We start from the raw sequence: 19,982 nt of genomic DNA on the forward strand, positions 1-19,982 counted from the left end.
GCCATGGCCAATTGGGCGTCCGGTTACGTTTCCGATATCGAGTATCTGCCGGGCCTTTATGTCGAGCAGACGCCCGCGCATCTTGCTCTTGCGTGCCTTCTGAACGGGGTCGAACCACCTGACATCGGCGGCCCCTTCTCCTATTGCGAACTCGGGTGCGGCCAGGGCGTCACCGCGAACATCATCGCAGCCGCCAACCCCAAGGCGCATGTGGTGGCCATGGACTTCAATCCGGCCCACATCGCGCGTGGCAGTCAGGTGGCGCGCGACGCCGGCCTTGCGAACATCGAGTTCCTCGAACTCAGTTTCGAGGAGATGCTGGAAAAACGCGACCTGCCGGATTTCGACATGGTCACGATGCACGGCGTCTGGTCCTGGATCGGCGCTGCCGAGCGGGCACAGATCACCCAGTTTCTCAAACAGAAGGTCAAGCCCGGCGGACTGGTTTCGATTACCTACAACGCTATGCCCGGGTGGACCACGCTGCTCCCGATCCAGCGCCTGCTCTACGAACACGCCAATCTTGGCCACGCGCGCAGCGACGAGGCCATTCTGAAAGGCCTGGACTGGATCGAGGAGCTTCAGAAATGCGGCGCCGGCGCGCTGGGGAACAAGGATCTCATCGACTACATACGCAATGGCGCGAACAGCAAAGCCGCAGGGCCTCACCGCGCGGTGTATCTGGCGCATGAATACATCAACAGCGGCTGGCAACCGCAGTATCATATGGACACTGCAAAGCAGCTCATTCCGGCCAAACTGAACTATGTCGGCTCGTCCGGCGTGCTGGATGCCTTTTCGGACCTGTCTTTCCGTCCCGATCAGAAGCAGGCGCTTGAACAGGTTCCGCCCGGCCCGCTGCGCGAGACGTTGAAGGACTATCTGGTCAACAAGCCGTTTCGCCGCGATGTCTATGTTCGCGGGGCTCGCAAGCTGTCCGATGCCGTGCGGGATGCCAAGCTCAAGGCTTTTGCCATGGTCTTGACCATACCGCCGGATGACGTCCAGTTTTCGCTGGACGTTCCCGTCGGCAAGGCCGAACTGCCCAGACACCATTACGAGCCGATCTTCACCGCGCTCGCGCAGCGGCCGCACACTCTGGGGGAATTGGTAGACCTTCCGGCCCTCTCGGACCTCACGGGCGCCCCGTCGGCCCTGGAAATCGCCGGCATCCTGGTCGGCTCAGGCCAGGCCCAGATCGTACCATGGGGATTGGGAACTGGACGGAACGCCGGTGCCAGCGCACTGAACCGCGCGGCGACGCGCGAAGTGGCGGAGCAGAGAGCCGCCTTCGCCTCCATCGCTGCACCGCTAACGGGCTCAGGCCTGACCTTGCAGACCATGGAGGCCCTTGTGTTCGACGCCATCGCCACCGGGACGGCGCGCAACTCAGATGCCGTTATATCCCACGTCGCCGCGCGAGTGCGGGCAGGCGGCGTGCCACTGCAGAAGGATGGAAAGACCATAGATAGCGCGGAAGCTCAGCTTGCGGTCGTGGCTGAAAGCGTCGACTGGTGTTTCGCCCGGCGGCTACCCCTATGGGACCAGCTAAAGGTTTTCTAGGGGGCGCCGCTCTACCTCATCTTTTCCTGAACTAAGCCGGAACTTAGGCGTCAATCCATTGTTAAGCATTGGCAACAAGCCGATGGGGTCTGCCAATGGAAATCGCAGCGTTTGGCATTATCGCAGCCGTGTTCGCCGCCACCATGCTGTTCAGCGTTGGAACCGAGCAGCTTCGTCGCTGAAATGACGGATAGCGGACCGAGCATGGGCGTGGCTATTGTGCCGTGTGGTATGGATTGCATGACGCGATTTCGCATCCTCGCCCAGCACCCTTCCGTCTTAGAACCGGTGAGCTAACGGCTTACTTGAGCGCGCTGCTTTACAGGGGAATTGGGCTGCGTCACGTAAATCGGGCGATCCTTTTGAGCCGCCAGAAATGCAGCGATGGCTGACGCGAGACTCTTGGCCCGACCAATCCTCAGATGCTGCATAAGCGACATGAAAAGCGGCCTGTCCTGTCCAGATTGCATCGTCAATATCCCGGCTTACCGCGCGCAAAACGCTGAAGCCGAAGACTTGGTTCCGGGCTCCCAGAAAATACGGCATGCTCGAGCGATCTTAGGCACCCCGCAAAATGAAGGCGGCATTCTGGGGGGACAGATGCGATGACGGAGCGTACCGACCCCTTCCTCCGCCCTCCCGGCTGGCACGTCTGACATACGGGCTCGTAACGTGGCTAACCCGAGGTGGTCCCCTCTCCCTCTCGCGTGGAGGCAATCACGTACAGACGCCAGACGTGCATATGCTGCCTCGCAAATGAAAAGTGCCCGACACCGTTTCCGGCCGGGCACTAATCACAAACTCGCGGTCATTCCGTCCCCAGGACGGAAACCTGGTCTCAGGAATTCTGGACGTTCGGTTCCGGCTGGAACGCGGGTTCCGGCTGAAGCTCGGGCGCGGCAGCGACGGGCACTTCGGGCTCGGCAGCGAGTTGCTTCTCGCGCTCGGCGTCAAAGGCTTCCCAATTCTCGAACAGGGCCGAGAACTCAGTGTTCCGGGCCGCCAGTGCGTCCGAAAGCGTGGTGACGGCTGACAGAAGTTCGGCCTTCTGCTCGTCGTTCAGAAGCTCCACCGCTTCGCGGAACTTGCGATCACGGAAGGTGTCTTTCAGCCGGTCGAGGCCACGCTCCACATCGATCGAAACATCAACAATGGCGTCAACCGCCGTCTTATCTTCACTCATGTCTTATCCCCTAAGGTTCTAGTCTTGGTTTTTTGAAGACGTCAAATGTCGTTCAATCGGCCACGGCAAGAGTGCTGATTTTCGGTCGGCCGCAACCTGTGCGGATCACAGAAAAACGTGCAGTTCCAGCCTGTTCCGAATGGTCATTCCATGGTCTTCAAAGTCCGATTCCTCGGCCTCGTTTGTATGAGCGAAACCGACGTTTCCCCTCTGCCAGCGAAAAAACACAGGCAGCGGTGAACTCTATTTCCGCGTCATAGCCGATTACAGTGGACCAAGTCCAGTTTAGGTTGATTATCCTTGTGCCTAAGAATGCGCCACTCAGTCTATGCACAAAAAACGACCGCCTCCGTTTCCGGAGGCGGTCGCGTTTGCTGCAATGCGATAGGATCAGAACTTGTAGTTCACGCCCACCTTCAGAACGTTCAGCTGGCTGTCTGCGCTGATCGAACCGCCCGTGGAGGGAATGGTATAGTTGCTGCCGCCGAGATCGATGTACTGGTACTCGATCTTCGCGGTCCAGTTGTTGGTGAAGGCGTATTCCAGGCCAGCGCCGACGACCCAACCCCAGTTGGTCTCCGAGGTGCTGACGCCATAGATGTTGCCGTAATCCGAACGGCCCCAAGCGGCGCCGCCGGTGATGTAGGGCAGCAGGCGATCATAGGCATAACCGACGCGGGCACGGATCGTGCCGTAGGTGTCGAGACTGCTGCTGGTCACGCCGGCCGCGAACGGGCCAAACGGGACAATGGCGGCGCTGTTGGAACCGATATCGGCCCACTGAACGTCAGCCTCAATGCCGAGCACGACATTGTTGGCGAACTGCCAATTGTAGCCGGCCTGGAAGCCGCCGGTGAAGCCGTTGGCATCACCGATGTTCACCGAGTTGGTGGGGGCGCCGAAGACTGGGGAGATGGAAAGGTCGTTGTTCTGCCATGCCCAACCGACGTTGCCGCCGATGTAGAAGCCGGTCCAGGAGAACACCGGAACCAGAACAGGGGCAGCCTTCACGGGATAGGCCCGTGCGAGGTCGGCGGCAGCGGCCGGGAAGGAGAGAACGGCGAGTGCGACGCCAGACAGAAGAATTTTTTTCATTTGGAGATCCTCAAGTGCGATCATGATGGGAACGTCCTAGCACGGAAGTTGGTCGCATTGGTTTCATGCCTTCCATGTCATTTTCACGGGCGTTGATATTTTTGCCACACTCTCAGCGCGTACAGCTTAGGTGGAGCCGGCGTGCGGCTCCTGCCGGGAGCGTAAGTGCGCTGGCACAATCCTTCAGCTATGACGCATCATGGCTTAAGGCTTTGGCGCCGCCATAAACGGCCGGCGCCCAATATGTGTGGGAGAGATTGAAATGGCTGGCTCAAGCGTCTCCGGGCGGAAGCCCGAGGTCCTCGCGTTCATCGATCAGGTTTCGGATCTCATCCGCGCCGACGACTATGAGGGCGCCGCGGCGGCGATCGCGCAGTTCGCTAAGGCGCATCACAGCCTTCTGTTCTTCGTGCAGGAGGCGCTCCCCTCCCGCGTGTCCGACCATCTTTTGACCAAGACGGGCGCGCATTCGGCGTTCACCACCTACACATTGCGCAATCCGAACTGGGCGACGGAACTCACCAACGCGGCCACCAACCCCGAGGCATTCGCCGGCCTCATCAAGGCCATCGAGGCGGCCTTGCTCGCTTCGAAGTCACCCAAGGCCGCCTGAACACACACCAATTCCGGCTGCGACGGGCGCCCTGCCCGGCTGCGCATCCAGATAAAGGCTTCACCCAGCCTCATAGGGAACCACAAAGCAGCCTGAGGCTGACAGTCCGGCTTAAGCCGGCGGGGAGAGATGATGACCGCCTATTCCGAGCTTTCATCCCATTTCGGCCGCGCATCGGCGCTGTCGAACGCCATCGGCATTCTTCAATGGGACAGCGACACGATGATGCCGAAAGGCTCCATCGGCACACGGGCTGACAGCCTCGCGCTGCTGCGGGTGATGCAGCACGGCGTCGTTACCGACCCGCGCATCGGAGATTGGCTGGAAGCAGCCGACGCGGATACCAACCTCGACGACTGGCAGCGCGCGAACCTGCGCGAGATTCGTCGCGTCTGGACCGTGGATACGGTGCTGCCGGCAGATCTGGTGGAAGCCTCCAGCAAGGCCGTGTCCGCCTGCGAAATGGCATGGCGTCAGGCGCGGGCAGATTCCAACTTCCCGGCCCTCCTGCCGTATCTCGGCGAAGTGTTGCGTCTTCAGCGGGAGATCGGCCGCGCCAAAGGCGAGCGGCTCGGCCTCTCCACCTATGATGCCCTGCTGAATGACTACGAGCCGGGCGGCCGGTCCGCGCGGATCGACGGGATTTTCGACGATCTCGCCGCCTTTCTTCCCGGGTTCACCGAGGAGGTCTTGGAATATCAAGCCCGCTTACCGGCTGTGGCCCCGCTGGAAGGTCCGTTCCCTGTGGACTCCCAGCGGGCGCTCGGCCTTGCCATGATGAATGTGCTCGGCTTCGACTTCGAGCGCGGCCGTCTTGATGTCTCGGCCCATCCGTTCTGCGGCGGGGCGGACAATGATGTGCGCATCACGACACGCTACGACGAAAGCGATTTCGCCCGCGCCCTCATGGGTGTGATGCACGAAACTGGCCACGCTCTTTATGAGCAGGGCCGCCCGCAGGCATTTCTCCACCAGCCGGTGGGCGCGGCCCGCTCCATGAGCGTTCACGAAAGCCAATCGCTGCTGATGGAGATGCAGGCCTGCCGCAGCCGCGAATTCATCACTTTCGCCGCGCCCCGCATGCGCGAAACTTTCGGCGGCACCGGGCCGGCGTGGGAAGCGGACGCGGTGCTGCGCCATTACACCAAGGTGCAGCGTGGCTTCATCCGCGTGGAAGCGGACGAGGTGACGTATCCCGCCCATATCATCCTGCGCTATCGGCTGGAAAAGGCGATGATCGCCGACGAACTGCCGCTCGCCGAGCTGCCGCACGCCTGGAACAGCATGATGAAGGATCTGCTCGGCATCGTTCCGCCGAACGACCGGCTAGGTTGCCTTCAGGATATCCACTGGCCGAGCGGGGGATGGGGTTATTTCCCCACCTACAGCCTCGGGGCCATGACGGCAGCGCAGATTTTCGACGCCGCCAAGCGGGCCGATCCCGAGATGATGCCGAGCATTGCCAAGGGAGATTTCGCCCCGCTGGTCCGCTGGCTGCGCACCAACATCCACAGCCTCGGCTCGCTCTACGAGACCGACGAACTCCTCACCCGCGCAACCGGGCGCCCGCTCGACGCCTCGGTGTTCATCGCCCACCTTCGCCGGCGTTACACCAGCGAACACTGATCATCCGCGCGTCAGCAGTCCTTGCGGGTCGGTCCTACGACTGAAGGGTTGACCCCCTGGACGGTGGCGGGATGTTCGGTCGGTGAGCCGGGGGTCGGCGAACCCGGCGTGGTTCCGATGTTGGAGCCGCCGGTGCCGCCGGACCATCCGGTGGAGCCGGCATTTCCGGGATCCGTGCCCGAGCTTCCCCCCTGTTTGGCGGGCGTGGGCGCCGCCTTGTCGGGCGTCGCCTCGCAGCCTGCTGCCGGTCCCAGCTTTTGCGCCACGGCGGGGATTGTGCCGAGGACGAGCAGAGCCGCCCCTACGCAGGCGATGGAGCGGATTTGGCGGTTGAGCATGAGCATTTCCTCGGCGCTGGTTCCTTTCGAGGGAAACGCTGCTGTGGCTTGCCCGTTCCGCTGCCTTGTCAATGATAGGAAAGCGGACGAGCCGCCTCGCCTCAAAGAGTACCGAAGACCTCTACACGCGGCCGGCCCTCAATCACCCGGCCGATGCGGCGCGCGAACGGATATCCGGCCGCATGAATTTGCTCCACAAGGCGGTCCGCTGCGTCCTCGGTGCATGAAACCAATAGGCCGCCGGAGGTCTGGGGATCGGTCAGCAGGTGCCTTTGCCAATCAGGGCAGTCGTCGGGCAGCCGAATGCCGGAACTGTAGCTGGCCCAGTTGCGAAGCGAAGCGCCGGTGACGAATCCCTGCCGGACCAGTGCCTGGGCATGGGACAGAAGCGGCAAGCGCGCCGCATCAAGCTCGATCGCAACGCCGGAGCCGCGCGCCACTTCCAGCGCATGGCCTAAGAGGCCAAAGCCGGTCACGTCGGTCACGGCGTGCACGTCTGCATCGCGCGCCAGCGCGGCGCCGACCTTGTTGAGAAGCGTGGTCGAAGCAATCATCTCCTCATACGCGTCGGGCGAGAGGGCTTCCTTCTTGAAGGCGGCGGAATACACCCCGACCCCCAGCGCCTTGGTGAGGATCAGCGCGTCGCCGGGCTGCGCGTCGCTGTTGCGGCGGATATCAGCCTTTTTCACTGTGCCGATTACCGCAAGACCGTAGATCGGCTCCACGCTATCGATGGAGTGCCCGCCCGCGACCGGTATCCCCGCCTGTGCGCACACCGCCGCCCCGCCTTGGAGGATCGAACGGACCATCGTGGTCTCCACCTTGCCGAGCGGCATGCCGAGGATGGCAAGCGCCATGATCGGCGTGCCGCCCATGGCGTAGACATCCGAAATCGCGTTGGTGGCGGCGATGCGCCCGAAATGGTCGGGATCGTCCACCACCGGCATGAAGAAGTCCGTGGTGGCGATGATGCAGGTGTCGCCATCCAGATCCCACACGGCGGCATCGTCCCCGGTCTCGGTGCCCACCAGAAGCCGCGCGAACGGCCCCGCCGCCGGTTGGCCGGAGAGAAGCTCCTGGAGCACGGACGGGGCGAGCTTGCAGCCGCAGCCGCCGCCATGGGCCAGGCTGGTGAGACGGAAGGCGGGGTCGGGCATGCTTGGTCTTTCGGTTCTGTGGATATGATCATGGTTGGCCGACCAGCCGCAGCATCATGCACGGTGGCCCCCTCTCCCGCTTGCCGGGGAGGGTTGGGGAGGGGGTCGGAGCTTCATAGCAGGCTCCGCACCCCGCCATTTCTCACCCGTTCCCCTCCCGAGCCCTCCCCCAAGCGGGAGAGGGAATGCGCACTGCAAGCAGGGAAGAGGCCGAGAGCATCACACCGAAATCTCGGCCGACTTGATGGAATAGCGGAACGTATCCGGATCCAGGCAGTCCAGGCGGCCCGCCACCGTTTCGGCCTGGGGATACATGAGGAAGGCCAGCTTCGGCCCGCTCGATCCCGGCAGAGAAACGTCATGGGCGGTGTTGTAGGCCATCCAGTTGCCTTCCCAGCTCCCGAACAGGGCTGCACGGGCGGCGGTGACCTTGGCATCGTCCACGGCGAGCTTTCCCGGGGGCTCCTCAAGGATCACCTTGCGCACATCCGCCGGATCGGTCGGCACCCAGCCGAAGCCGGAGAGATAGACCTCTGCGCGGCAATGCTGCGCCTTGGTCACCACGTCTGAATTTGCGCCGAGGCTCTTGTAGCCGAACTTGGAAGGTGCGACGCGCAGCCCGTAGACATCGCGCGCCGGAATGCCTGCCGCCCGTACCAGCCCGACGAACAGCGCGTTGATGTCGGCGCATTTGCCGCCAAGATTGCCGCTCTTGAGCAGTGAGCCCACATCCCCCACCCCGCAGCCGCGCGTGGCGGCGTTGCGATAGGTGTTCTCCACCACCCATTGATAGATGGCGCGGGTCTTCTCCAGATCGCCCGCCGCTCCGGTGGTGATCTTGTCCGAGGTCTCCTTGACGATGCCGTCGGTTGGGATGAAATCGGTGGCGGCCAGATAATAGGCCCGCTCCTTGTCGCCGAGCGCAGCCGCCATACCGGGCTTGGCGAAATCTACCGAGCGGTCACGGGTGGCGAATTTGCTGGTGATTTCAACCACCGGCGCGCCTTCGGCAGGCGTCCATTCCAGTTCCAGCATCTGAGCGCCATAGACAGGGTCGCCCACCGCCTTGGCGGAAGCGGCATTGGTGGTCCAGGTGCTGCCGGCGGGCTTGAACCAGTCCGCCTCGCTGAAGGCGGGAAGCGGAACCCAAGCCTTCGCGCCGCCGCCGGTCTTCACCACTTCCAGGCGGGTCACGACCTGGAAATTGCGCCACGCGCCGGGGGTGGGCGCAAACACCGTTTGGGCGGCGGCGAAACGCGGCAGCAGTGCGGCGCCGGTCAAGGCGGCGCCTCCCGCGAGAAGCAAGCGACGGTTAATCATTGCAGCTTTCCTCCAGTCTGACCGATTTTATCGGTGGTTTTCGGGATTGTTTCGCCTGCCAGAGCAGAGAGCACCGCATCCTGGGCGTCCCAGTCCACGTCGCCCTCGGCCATCAGGCGCGAGCGCAGGTTGGCGTCGAGCACCACTGTGCTGGGGAGCCCGGAAATCCGCCAAGCCTTGGAGACCGCGCGGTCGCGATCCATGAGCACATCGAAGGGAACGGGCGTTTCAGTGAGGAAGCGGCGCACGCGCGCGTCAACCTCGCCCACATCCACGGCGATGATCGTCACCGGCCGGCCCGCGAACCGCTCCGCAAGGCGCGCGAGCAAGGGCAGTTCCTCGCGGCACGGCTCGCACCAGGTGGCGAAGAAGTGCACGAGCACCACGCGGCCCTTCAAAACGGCGAGGTGTAGCGGCGCGGGCGGCGCCTGTTCCGGCACGAGGCGATCAAGGGTGAATGCTGGGACCGGTCCGTCATAGGCGCTCGGCGTGACAGGCGAAGCGGCCAGCACGGTCGCCGAGCTAGCCAGGACCAAAGCCGCCAGCCACCCCTTGTCCGAATTCGCGAGCCTTATCAGCGCCCCGCCTGAGGCGAGTGCGGAATGGAGGGTCGATCTTAGATATGATGCGCCCCGAAACTCGGGAGCATGGCGTGGGCTCACACGATGACTTTGCGCTGCAACGCTTAAGGGGTCAATCGATGTTCCCGTGAAATACAAGACAGGAAAATCCGGCGGCCAAATCTATCTGCCTGTTCGCAGTTGCAGCATAAACTTCTCCAACTCCCTTCGCTTCCGCAGCGTAGACAATGGACCGGAAGAAAATTCACCCAAAAGTATAAGACGAAAACGCTGGCGAACACATTCTTTTGCTCAGCCTCAGTTTGACATGATTCCATTTACAAAATAGCCTTCTTGGCAAGTCGGAATCCCGGCGGAAAGGCTTTGTCTGCCTTTGCACGTCCCCCGTTGGGGGCTCCAATCGGAGGTCATCTTCGATGAACATGGAACTCTCGCGGCGCCAGTTCTTGCGAACGGCGGGTGCGGGGATCGCGGGGACATCGCTCGGAGCATTCGGCTTCGGCGGCGTAGAGCAAGCATATGCGGACGCGATCCGGCCCTTCAGACTGACCAACACAACCGAAGTCCGCAATACCTGCACCTATTGCTCCGTGGCTTGCGGCATCCTGATCTTCGCAAAGGGCGACCTGAAGAAGGGCGAGAAGGCGCAGATCACCCATATCGAGGGGGACGTCGACCACCCGACCAATCGCGGCACGCTGTGCCCGAAAGGCGCGGCCCTCCTGGACATCGTCCATTCCGAGACGCGCCTCAACTACCCCATGATGCGCAAAGCCGGCTCCGATAAGTTCGAGCGGGTGAGCTGGGATGTGGCGCTGGACAAGATCGCGCGGGTCCTGAAGGACGATCGCGACAAGAATTTGATCGCCAAGAACAATGACGGCGTGACCGTGAACCGGTGGGTGACGACCGGTTTCCTCGCCGCTTCGGCAACCACCAATGAAACGGCATGGTGTACCTACAAGGCTGTCCGCAGCCTTGGCATGCTGGTGTTCGACAACCAAGCGCGGGTTTGACACGGCCCCACGGTGTCCAGTTTGGGCCCGACTTTCGGCCGTGGCGCGATGACCAATTCGTGGACCGATATCAAGAACACGGATCTCGTGGTCATCATGGGCGGCAATGCCGCCGAAGCGCACCCTTGCGGTTTCAAATGGGTCACGGAGGCGAAAGCCACCCGTGGAGCGAAGCTTGTCGTGGTCGATCCGCGCTTCACGCGGTCGGCGGCGGTTGCTGACTATTACGCGCCGATCCGGCAGGGTTCCGACATCGCCTTCCTGCTGGGCGTGATCAATTACTGCATCCTGAACAACAAGGTGCAGTGGGAGTATATGAAGGCGTTCACCAACGCGAATTACATCGTCAAGGAGGGTTTCACCTACCAGGATGGTCTCTTCACTGGCTATGACGAAACCAAGCGGGACTACAACCGCTCGACCTGGGATTACGAGATCGGCACCGACGGCTTTGCCGTGGTGGACGACACGCTCCAGCATCCCCGGTGCGTCTGGAACCTGCTGAAGGCGCATGTCGCGCAGTACACGCCTGAACTGGTCTCGCGCATCACCGGCACCCCAAAGGACAAGTTCCTGAAGGTGGCGGAGATGATCGGCGAATGCTCTTCGCCGACCAAGACCATGACCTCGATGTATGCGCTTGGCTGGACCCAGCATTCCAAGGGGTCGCAGAACATCCGCACCATGGCGATGCTCCAGCTCATCCTGGGCAATATCGGCGTGCGCGGCGGCGGCATGAATGCGTTGCGCGGCCACTCCAACATTCAGGGACTGACAGACGTCGGGCTCATGTCCAACATGATCCCCGGCTATCTCACCCTGCCCACGGAACGGGAGGCGGATTTCGCCACCTACATGTCGACCCGCGGCTTCAAGCCGTTGCGGCCGAACCAGATGAGCTATTGGCAGAACTACAAGAAGTTCATGGTGAGCTTCCTGAAGGCCATGTGGGGTCCGGCGGCGACGGCGGAGAACAACTTTGCCTTCGACTGGCTGCCCAAGCTCGACGTGCCGGCCTACGACATCCTGCGGGCTTTCGAGCTGATGAAGCAGGGCAAGATGACGGCCTACATCTGCCAGGGGTTCAACCCGCTCCAGGCATTTCCCAACAAGGCCAAGCTTGCGGATGCACTGAGCAAGCTGAAGCTGCTGGTCATCATGGACCCGCTTCAGACCGAAACGGCACGCTTCTGGGAAAACCACGGCATCTACAATCCGACCGATCCTTCGAAAATCGACACCGAGGTCATCCAGCTTCCCACCACCTGCTTCGCGGAGGATGAAGGCTCGCTGGTGAATTCGGGACGCTGGATTCAGTGGCACTGGCCCGCCGGCTCGCCTCCGGGCGAGGCGAAGACCGACATCTGGATCATGTCGCAGATCCACCTGCGCATTAAGGAGCTGTATCGCAAGGAGGGCGGCGCCCTCCCCGGTCCGATCCTCAACCTGACGTGGAATTATAAAGACACCAACGAGCCCTCCCCCGAGGAACTCTCGAAGGAGTTGAACGGCTACGTCGTTTCCGATGTCGCTGACCCGAACGATCCCACCAAGAAGCTGCTGGAAGCCGGAAAGCAGGTCGCCACCTTCGGCGTGCTGCGTGATGACGGCACCACTGCGTGTGCGAACTGGATCTATTCCGGTTCGTACACCGAGGCCGGCAACATGATGGCCCGGCGGGACAATTCCGATCCCGACAACACCGGCGCCTTCCTGAAGTGGTCGTTCGCCTGGCCTGCCAACCGGCGCATCCTCTACAACCGCGCCTCCTGCGATATCGACGGCAAGCCGTGGGACCCCTCACGCAAGCTGTTGGAGTGGGATGGGAGCAAGTGGATCGGCTACGATGTCCCCGACATCGCGCCGACCGCCAAGCCCCAGGATGTCGGCCCCTTCATCATGAACCCGGAAGGCGTGTCGCGCCTGTTCGCCCGGGGCATGATGCGGGAAGGCCCCTTCCCTGTGCATTACGAGCCCTTTGAATCCCCGGTCGCCAACGTCATCGCACCCAAGGTGCGCGGCAATCCGGTGGCGCGGGTGTTCAAGGACGACTTTGCGCAGTTCGCGGACGTGGCCTCGCCGGAATTCCCTTATGCGGCGACCTCCTACCGCCTCACGGAGCATTTCCACTACTGGACCAAGAACAACCATGTGAACTCGGTCCTTCAGCCGGAATTCTTCGTCGAGATCTCGGAGGAACTGGCAAAGGAGAAGGGCATCAAGAATGTCGACTGGGTCCGCGTCTGGTCCAAGCGGGGCTCGGTGATCGCCAAGGTCTATGTGACCAAGCGGATCCGGCCGCTCACCGTAGACGGCAAGACGGTCCACATTGTCGGCATCCCCATTCATTGGGGCTTCGTGGGTGCCGCCAAGAAAGGCTTTGGGGCCAATGTGCTCACGCCCTTCGTCGGCGACGCCAACATCGAGACGCCGGAGTTCAAGGCGTTCCTGGTCAATATCGAGCCCTCGACCGGGCCGGTGGCATGAGGGAGATGAAATAGATGTTCCCTCCAGCCCCAAATCCCCCGATCGCTCCGACCCCGACAAAGTTCGGGGAGAAGGACCTGATCCGGCGCTCGGCGTCCACCATAACGCCGGCGTCACCGCGCCAGACCGAAGTCGCCAAGCTCATCGACGTGTCGAAGTGCATCGGCTGCAAGGCCTGTCAGGCGGCGTGCCTTGAATGGAACAATCTCCATGAGGAGATCGGTACCTTCAACGGCTCCTATACCAACCCACCGGATCTCACCCCGGCGAGTCTGACCCTGATGCGGTTCACAGAATGGGTGAATCCCGAGACCGACAATCTGGAATGGCTGATCCGCAAGGACGGCTGCATGCATTGCGAAGACCCGGGTTGCCTGAAGGCCTGCCCGGCGCCCGGCGCCATCGTGCAATATTCCAACGGTATCGTGGATTTCGTTCACGAGAACTGCATCGGCTGCGGCTATTGCATCAAGGGATGTCCGTTCAACATTCCGCGCATCTCGAAGGTAGACAACAAGGCCTACAAATGCACGCTGTGTTCGGATCGCGTGGCGGTAGGCCAGTGGCCTGCCTGCGCCAAGGCATGCCCCACCCAAGCCATCGCCTTCGGCACCAAGGACGACATGAAGAAGTGGGCGGAGGGTCGCATTACCGATCTGAAGTCGCGCGGCTACAAGAACGCCGGTCTCTATGACCCGCCCGGCGTCGGCGGCACGCATGTGATGTACGTGCTCCAGCATGCCGACAAGCCCGAGATCTACGCCAACCTCCCCAGTGATCCGCGCATCAGTCCCATCGTGGAAATCTGGAAGGGCGCGACCAAGTATTTCGGTTTTGCCGCCATCGGCCTCGCCGCCGTGGCCGGTGTGCTTCATCACCTCGTTGCCGGCCCCAACAAGGTCAGCTCCGAGGATGAGGAGAACGCCGAGAAGCTGACCGGGAGTGACCGGACATGAGCGCCTACGACCTGGAAAAGGGCGACGGGGTCCGCAAGGGGCATCCCGTCGTCGTGAGCCGCTACACCCTGGCGGCGCGCATCAACCACTGGATCACCGCCATCAGCCTCATTCTGCTGGCGATTTCCGGCATGGCGCTGTTCAGCCCCAAGCTGTTCTTCCTTAGCGCCCTGTTTGGCGGCGGGCAGGCCACGCGGGCCATCCATCCCTGGATCGGTGTGGTGCTGTTCTTCTCGTTCGCCGGGCTGTTCTTTCGTTTCTGGAAAGCCAATCTCTGGAAATCCGAGGACGGGACCTGGCTGCGGCGCATCCGAGACGTGTTGGCGGGGAATGAAGAAAATCTGCCCGAACTGGGGAAGTACAATGCCGGCCAGAAATTCGTCTTCTGGGGCATGTCCTTTCTGATCATCGTGCTGATTTCGTCGGGCTTCGCTGTGTGGGATCAGTATTTCTATCAGTTCACCACCATCCCCCAGAAACGCATCGCCATCCTGGTGCATGCGCTGGCGGCGATCGCGATCATCTGCGTGTGGATCGTGCACGTCTATGCCGCCATCTGGGTGCGCGGCACCATCGGCGCGATGACCAAAGGCGAGGTCACTGGCGGGTGGGCGTGGCGCCACCACCGCAAGTGGCTGCGCGAACTGGTCGCTCGTAAGCCTTCGAGCAAAACCCCGGCGGAATAGCCGGCCCGGCGTGCAAGGGGGGGTCCCACCTTGCACGCTCCCAAATCCGGCGGTGAAATGCCGTTTAAATCGTTTCGTTCACACGCTGCCGCGCGTGACGATTGTCCCACCGCGTGACCCGTGGGGTTCGTGAGGAAACCATGTCGAATGCTTCCAGTATCCTGCCCGATCCGAGCGTGATCGGCGGCATTGCCCAACCGCCCTATGCGCAGCTTCCTCAGCCCGATCGTCTGTTCGCCCATCGCGCCCGCCGCCTCGCCACCCTGGCGCAGGGCAGTGAATTGAAGCCTTACCTGATCTTTCTGTCCGCGCTGGTGGATGCGCAGCATCGCGTCCTCGCCGATCTGCCTCCGGTTGAGGGGCCCGACGACGAAACCCTCGCCCGCGCTGCGGAATTCGCTATGCCGCCTCTCGACCGTGGGCGGTTCACTCTCGATGCGGCGTTCGAGGTGACGCTGGACTCATTGCTGGTAGCCGCCCGTGCGGTTGAGAAGCCGGAAGCTGCGGAAGCTGCGCTTGAGCGCGTGATTTCAGCAGGCCCGGCATCGCGCGATGCCATGGTGCGCAACGTGCTCGCGGACTCCCTCCCCGTCGAGACGCTGGCGGAACATCTCTATGTGGCGGCCGCCCTTCAGGTGCATTTCGCGCGCCTCGCGGCGGGCCTCGATGCGGAGCGCCTGGCGCGGGTCGCTGAGGGCGCCTGCCCGTCCTGCGGTGGCCCGCCTCTGGCGAGCCTTGTGGTGAGCTGGCCGACCGCGCCGGGCGCGCGCTATTGCGCCTGCGCCCTGTGCGGCACGCTCTGGAACCATGTGCGCGTGCGCTGTGTGGTCTGCGGCGAAACCAAGGGCATCGGCCTCCAGGAGATCGAAGGCGACAGCGGCACGGTGAAGGCGGAAACCTGCGACGAATGCCATTCCTACGTGAAGGTGCTCTACCAGGCCAAGGACATGGAGGCAGAGCCCTTGGCGGATGATGTCGCCTCTCTCGGCCTCGACCTGTTGATGCGAGACGGCCCATACCGCCGCGCCGCCTTCAATCCCTTCCTGCTTGGCTATTGAGCGCCCATGGCCGCCGTCGAGCCGAACACCATCGCAGAGGCGCTTCGCGCCCTCCCCTCCGTCGATCAGGTGCTGAAATGCACGGTCGCGCGCGCCGGCATTGAGCAGCACGGCCGCGAACCGTTTACCGGCGCAGTCCGCGACGTGCTTGACAGCGCGCGCAGCGCCGCACGCGCGGGAGGCACAAGCGGCGCATCTGCCGACGACCTCGCGGCGGCGGCACTCGCACAGCTCGATGCACAGGCGCAGCCGAGCCTGCGTCCCGTATTCAACCTGACCGGAACCGTGCTCCACACCAATCTTGGCCGCGCGCTGCTGGCGGAGGAGGCGCAGCAGGCGGCGCTCCGTGCCATGCAGCAGGCGGTGACGCTGGAATATGATCTGGTCGAGGGCGGGCGCGGCGAACGGGACGACCATGTGCGCGACTTGCTCTGCGAGTTGACCGGCGCGGAAGACGCGACCGTCGTCAACAACAACGCCGCCGCCGTGCTGCTGGTGTTGAACACCCTGGCGTTGGGCAAGGAGTCCATCGTTTCACGCGGCGAGCTGATCGAGATCGGCGGCGCCTTCCGCATGCCTGACATCATGGCCCGCGCTGGCACCAAGCTTATGGAGGTGGGCACCACCAACCGCACGCACCCGAAAGATTATATCGGTGCCATCGGTCCGCAGACCGGCCTGGTGGTGAAGGTGCACACCTCGAACTACCGCATCGAGGGCTTCACCAAAGAGGTGGCGCCAAACGACCTCGCGGCGCTTTCTCACGAGAGAGGCGTGCCGCTTTTCCACGACCTCGGCTCCGGCACCTTGTGCGACCTCACCCGCTACGGCCTCACCCACGAGCCCACCGTGCGGGAAGCGGTGGCCGATGGGGCGGACATCGTCACCTTTTCCGGCGACAAGCTGCTGGGCGGCCCGCAGACCGGCTTCATCGTTGGGCGCAAGGATTTGCTGGCAGCGATCAGCAAGAACCCGATGAAGCGGGCGCTGCGGGTGGACAAGATCCGCCTGGCCGCGCTGGAAGCCACCCTGAAGCTCTATCGCGATCCCGATCGCCTCGCCGCCCGCCTGCCGACCCTGCGCCTGCTGGCGCGCAAGGCGGCCGAGATGGAGGCCATGGCCAACCGTTTCCTGCCGCTGCTGGCGATGCGTTTCGGCCCGCGCGTGGCGGTCACCGCGCGCGCCTGCCGCAGCCAGATCGGATCGGGGGCGCTACCGACGGAAACGCTGGAAAGCTTCGCTATCGCATTGCGCCCCGAGGGCGGCGGGCATGCGCTCGATGCCCTCGCCCGCGCCCTACGCGCCGTGCCCGTTCCGATCATCGGACGCATCGAGGATGGCGCGCTGGTTCTTGACCTGCGCTGCCTGGAGGATGAAGGCGCCTTCCTGGCCTCCCTCGCTGCCCTGGATCTTCCCCATGGGCTGGCTTGACCGCCTGCGCCGGGCCCCGCCGGAGCAGGTTCTCGACGAAAAGGTCGCCATGCCCCAGGCGCTCGCAGCGGCGCAGGCCGGTGACTACATCACCGCGCTCAATCTGTGGGAACGGCTCGCCCGGCAAGGGGTGGCGCGGGCGCAGAACAATATCGGCGCCTGCTTCGCCGAGGGCATCGGTGTCGAACGCGCCCCCGCTTTGGCGCAACGCTGGCTATCGCTAGCGGCGCAGGCCGGCGACCCCGTAGGCCAGCGCAACCTCGCCGCGCTCTACTTCAAAGGCGAAGGCGCCCCGCAGGACTATGCCCACGCAGCCGAACTCTACCGCGCCGCCGCCGAACAGGGCGATGCGCCGGCTCAGGACATGCTGAGCTGGATGCTGCTTGAAGGCGAGGTCATCCCCGCCAACATGGGACAGGCACGACTTTGGGCACAGGCGGCCGCCGACCAGGGCGTGGCATCCTCCATGACCCGGCTTGGCATGCTCCACCACAACGCTCTCGGTGTTTCGCGCGACCCCGAGGCGGCTGCCCGCTGGTGGCGCGCCGCCGCAGAGCGCGAAGACCCCGACGGCCAGGCCATGCTGGGTGCGGCCTATCACCTGGGCTCCGGCGTGCCCCGCGACCCGGCTCTGGCCTATGAGTGGCTGCTGCGCGGCTATGCCGGCGGCAGCGGTTTGGCAGGTCCGTTTCTGGAAGCCGTGCGCGCGACGCTTTCGCTTGAGGAGATTGCCCGCATCGAGCGGCATGCGAAGCAGAAGTTGCCGGAGCCGAGCACATGATTATCGGCACCGCAGGACATATCGACCATGGCAAGACCTCGCTGGTGCGGGCGCTCACGGGTGTCGATACGGACCGGTTGAAGGAGGAGAAGGCGCGCGGCATCTCCATCGACCTTGGGTTTGCCTACCTGCCCCAGGAGGACGGCGCGACGCTCGGCTTCATCGACGTGCCGGGGCACGAGAAATTCGTGCACACCATGCTGGCCGGCGCGAGCGGCATCGACTTCGCCTTGCTGGTGGTCGCAGCCGACGATGGTGTGATGCCCCAGACCCGCGAGCATCTCGCGATCATCGATCTCTTGGGCATCTCTCACGCTCTGGTGGCCCTCACCAAAGCCGATATCGTGGACGAAGACCGGCTGAATGCCGTGACCGCCGAGATCGCTAGGTCCCTGTCCGGAACCGCAATGGAGGGGGCGCCGGTCATTCCCGCCTCTAGCGCCACGGGCATGGGTATCGCGGAGATCAGAGATCGCCTGGTAACCGCCGCGCGGATCCTCGCAGCGCGCCCCGATACCGGCCGCTTCCGGCTGGCGGTGGATCGCTCTTTCAGCCTCTCCGGCGCGGGGACGGTGGTGACGGGCACCGTGCTGTCGGGAAAAGTTAAGGCCGGGGACCGGATTATCGTCAGCCCCACCGGCATCCAGGCCCGCGTGCGCTCGATCCGCGCCCAGGACACCCCCGCGGAGAGTGGCAAGGCGGGGGACCGCTGCGGCCTGAACCTCTCCGGCGAAGACATATCGAAGGAGGCGATCGCCCGCGGCGACGTGGTGCTCGATCCCGCGCTCCATCTGCCCACGGACCGCATCGACGCCACCCTCAGGGTCCTCGCGAGCGAGCGCAAGGCGATCTCGCAATGGCTACCGGTGCGGCTGCACACCGCCGCGTGCGAGGTCGGCGCCCGCATCGTCCTGCTGGGCGACCCCATTGCGCCGGGCGAAATGGGTCTTGTGCAACTGGTGCTGGAACAGCCCATCGCCGTGGCATCGGGGGATCGCTTCGTGGTGCGCGATACCTCCGCCCAACGCACCATCGGCGGGGGACGGCTGCTCGACCTGCGCGCCCCAGCTCGCAAGCGCCGCACACCGGAGCGCCTCGCACAACTCGCCGCGAATATGCGCGCGGACCCCAGCGCGGCCGTGTCCGCCTTGCTGGAAACGGCACCCTTCTTTCTCGACCTCACCGCCTTCGCCCGTGACCGCGCGATGGCACCGGACGCGGTAGACGCCATCGCTGACCGTCTCGGACTTGCGCGCCTGGATGTCGGGGAAACCTGCCATGTGCTCTCGGCGGATCGCTGGGACACATTCCGCATCGCCCTGCTGGCCCGGCTAGATGCGTTCCACGCGGAAAATCCTGATCTTCCCGGTGTTGGGATCGAGCGCCTGCGCCTCCAGTCGCTCCCCCGGCTTCCCGGTGCCGTGTTCGCGACGGCGCTTCAGCGTCTGGCCCGCGACGGGGAGATCGCGCTCGATGGCGCCTGGGTGCGGCGGGTCGGGTTCGAGGTGCGCCTCACCGCGCACGATGAAGCACTCTGGCAGCGAACCAAGCCGTTCATTGGCGGTGGGGAGCGGTTCCGTCCGCCCCGTGTGCGGGATATCGCTGGCACGCTGGGCGAGCCGGAAACCGACATCCGCCGGATGATGAAACTGCTCAGCCGCCTGGGGCGCGTGGATGAGGTGGCGCACGACCACTTCTTCCTGCGAAATACAGTCGGGGAGATGGTGGGAATACTGGTGCGGCTGGGCGCCGCTCACGGCGAGTTCACCGCCGCCCAGTTCCGGGACGAAGTGGAGAACGGCCGCAAGGTCGCAATCCAGATTCTGGAGTTTTTCGACCGCCACGGATTGACGCTGCGGCGTGGAGATCTGCGCCGCGTGAACCCGCATAGGCTGGACCTGTTCCGCGCGCTGGCCGATGATGCGCCGGCGCAAGATATCCCCGGCACGGCGCCACCGCCGGCTGGGATCGAGGGAAGAGAAGCGTCCCTGGTGGGGCGTCCGGACTTCAAATCCGGGAGGGGCCGCGAGCCGGTCCTTGGTGGGTTCGACTCCCACTCTCTTCCGCCAAATTCACACGCGCGGGCCGCAC

Annotated in this window: 15 protein-coding genes, 1 tRNA gene and 1 pseudogene; 11 read left to right on the forward strand and 6 right to left on the reverse strand. The window is 63.7% G+C overall.

What is annotated here, in order from left to right:
- Positions 1-3: 3 nt before the first annotated feature.
- Complete coding sequence (locus ADADO0_RS20900; protein WP_511307118.1) at positions 4-1,563, forward strand: methyltransferase regulatory domain-containing protein; 1,560 nt, start codon at positions 4-6, stop codon at positions 1,561-1,563.
- An 838-nt stretch (positions 1,564-2,401) separates the two neighbouring features.
- Here ADADO0_RS20900 and ADADO0_RS20905 read toward each other — a convergent pair.
- Both ADADO0_RS20905 and ADADO0_RS20910 read right to left on the reverse strand, forming a co-directional pair.
- A complete protein-coding gene (locus ADADO0_RS20905) occupies positions 2,402-2,746 on the reverse strand; it encodes a hypothetical protein (protein ID WP_511307119.1) in 345 nt (114 codons plus the stop codon).
- A gap of 390 nt (positions 2,747-3,136) precedes the next feature.
- The gene (locus tag ADADO0_RS20910) at positions 3,137-3,841 is read right to left on the reverse strand and encodes an outer membrane protein (RefSeq protein ID WP_511307120.1); all 705 of its coding nucleotides are present in this window, start codon (positions 3,839-3,841) and stop codon (positions 3,137-3,139) included.
- 262 nt (positions 3,842-4,103) lie between these two features.
- Between ADADO0_RS20910 and ADADO0_RS20915 the strand changes: the two genes are divergently transcribed.
- Positions 4,104-4,454, forward strand: coding sequence for a hypothetical protein (locus tag ADADO0_RS20915; protein WP_511307121.1), 351 nt, complete (start codon positions 4,104-4,106; stop codon positions 4,452-4,454).
- Positions 4,455-4,586: 132 nt separating this feature from the next.
- Positions 4,587-6,080 carry a carboxypeptidase M32 gene (locus ADADO0_RS20920; RefSeq protein ID WP_511307122.1) on the forward strand — a complete coding sequence of 498 codons (1,494 nt, stop codon included), beginning with the start codon at positions 4,587-4,589 and terminating at the stop codon, positions 6,078-6,080.
- Between the two features lie 11 nt (positions 6,081-6,091).
- On the opposite strand, the gene ADADO0_RS20925 is transcribed toward ADADO0_RS20920, so the two are convergent.
- The 4 genes from ADADO0_RS20925 to ADADO0_RS20940 form a co-directional block, all read right to left on the reverse strand.
- Entirely contained in the window at positions 6,092-6,418 is a 327-nt protein-coding gene (locus ADADO0_RS20925) for a hypothetical protein (protein WP_511307123.1), read from the reverse strand.
- 101 nt (positions 6,419-6,519) lie between these two features.
- On the reverse strand, positions 6,520-7,575 hold the full coding sequence (gene selD, locus ADADO0_RS20930) for a selenide, water dikinase SelD (protein ID WP_511307124.1): 1,056 nt from the start codon (positions 7,573-7,575) through the stop codon (positions 6,520-6,522).
- Positions 7,576-7,794: 219 nt separating this feature from the next.
- Entirely contained in the window at positions 7,795-8,895 is a 1,101-nt protein-coding gene (locus tag ADADO0_RS20935; protein WP_511307125.1) for a transglutaminase-like domain-containing protein, read from the reverse strand.
- Entirely contained in the window at positions 8,892-9,431 is a 540-nt protein-coding gene (locus ADADO0_RS20940; protein WP_511307126.1) for a TlpA family protein disulfide reductase, read from the reverse strand. Before ADADO0_RS20940 ends, ADADO0_RS20935 begins: the two co-directional genes overlap by 4 nt.
- A gap of 461 nt (positions 9,432-9,892) precedes the next feature.
- On the opposite strand from ADADO0_RS20940, the gene fdnG reads away from it, so the two are divergent.
- The 8 genes and pseudogenes from fdnG to ADADO0_RS20980 all read left to right on the forward strand — a co-directional run bounded on the left by fdnG (position 9,893) and on the right by ADADO0_RS20980 (position 19,960).
- A complete protein-coding gene (fdnG, locus tag ADADO0_RS20945) occupies positions 9,893-12,979 on the forward strand; it encodes a formate dehydrogenase-N subunit alpha (RefSeq protein WP_511307127.1) in 3,087 nt (1,028 codons plus the stop codon).
- A gap of 14 nt (positions 12,980-12,993) precedes the next feature.
- Positions 12,994-13,935, forward strand: coding sequence for a formate dehydrogenase subunit beta (gene fdxH / locus ADADO0_RS20950; RefSeq protein WP_511307128.1), 942 nt, complete (start codon positions 12,994-12,996; stop codon positions 13,933-13,935).
- On the forward strand, positions 13,932-14,621 hold the full coding sequence (locus ADADO0_RS20955) for a formate dehydrogenase subunit gamma (RefSeq protein WP_511307129.1): 690 nt from the start codon (positions 13,932-13,934) through the stop codon (positions 14,619-14,621). The genes fdxH and ADADO0_RS20955 overlap by 4 nt, the downstream gene beginning before the upstream one ends.
- 140 nt (positions 14,622-14,761) lie before the next feature.
- Complete coding sequence (gene fdhE, locus ADADO0_RS20960) at positions 14,762-15,679, forward strand: formate dehydrogenase accessory protein FdhE (protein ID WP_511307130.1); 918 nt, start codon at positions 14,762-14,764, stop codon at positions 15,677-15,679.
- A 6-nt stretch (positions 15,680-15,685) separates the two neighbouring features.
- Positions 15,686-17,110 carry an L-seryl-tRNA(Sec) selenium transferase gene (gene selA, locus ADADO0_RS20965; RefSeq protein WP_511307131.1) on the forward strand — a complete coding sequence of 475 codons (1,425 nt, stop codon included), beginning with the start codon at positions 15,686-15,688 and terminating at the stop codon, positions 17,108-17,110.
- Positions 17,097-17,891 carry a tetratricopeptide repeat protein gene (locus ADADO0_RS20970; protein WP_511307132.1) on the forward strand — a complete coding sequence of 265 codons (795 nt, stop codon included), beginning with the start codon at positions 17,097-17,099 and terminating at the stop codon, positions 17,889-17,891. The genes selA and ADADO0_RS20970 overlap by 14 nt, the downstream gene beginning before the upstream one ends.
- Positions 17,888-19,708 (forward strand): annotated as a pseudogene (gene selB, locus ADADO0_RS20975) (selenocysteine-specific translation elongation factor); the annotation flags it as partial. The gene ADADO0_RS20970 and the pseudogene selB, both read left to right, overlap by 4 nt.
- Positions 19,709-19,864: 156 nt before the next feature.
- Positions 19,865-19,960 (forward strand) — tRNA-Sec (locus tag ADADO0_RS20980).
- The last annotated feature ends 22 nt before the right edge of the window (positions 19,961-19,982 follow it).

This window comes from Aquabacter sp., from assembly GCF_965279295.1.
Taxonomy (GTDB): domain Bacteria; phylum Pseudomonadota; class Alphaproteobacteria; order Rhizobiales; family Xanthobacteraceae; genus Aquabacter.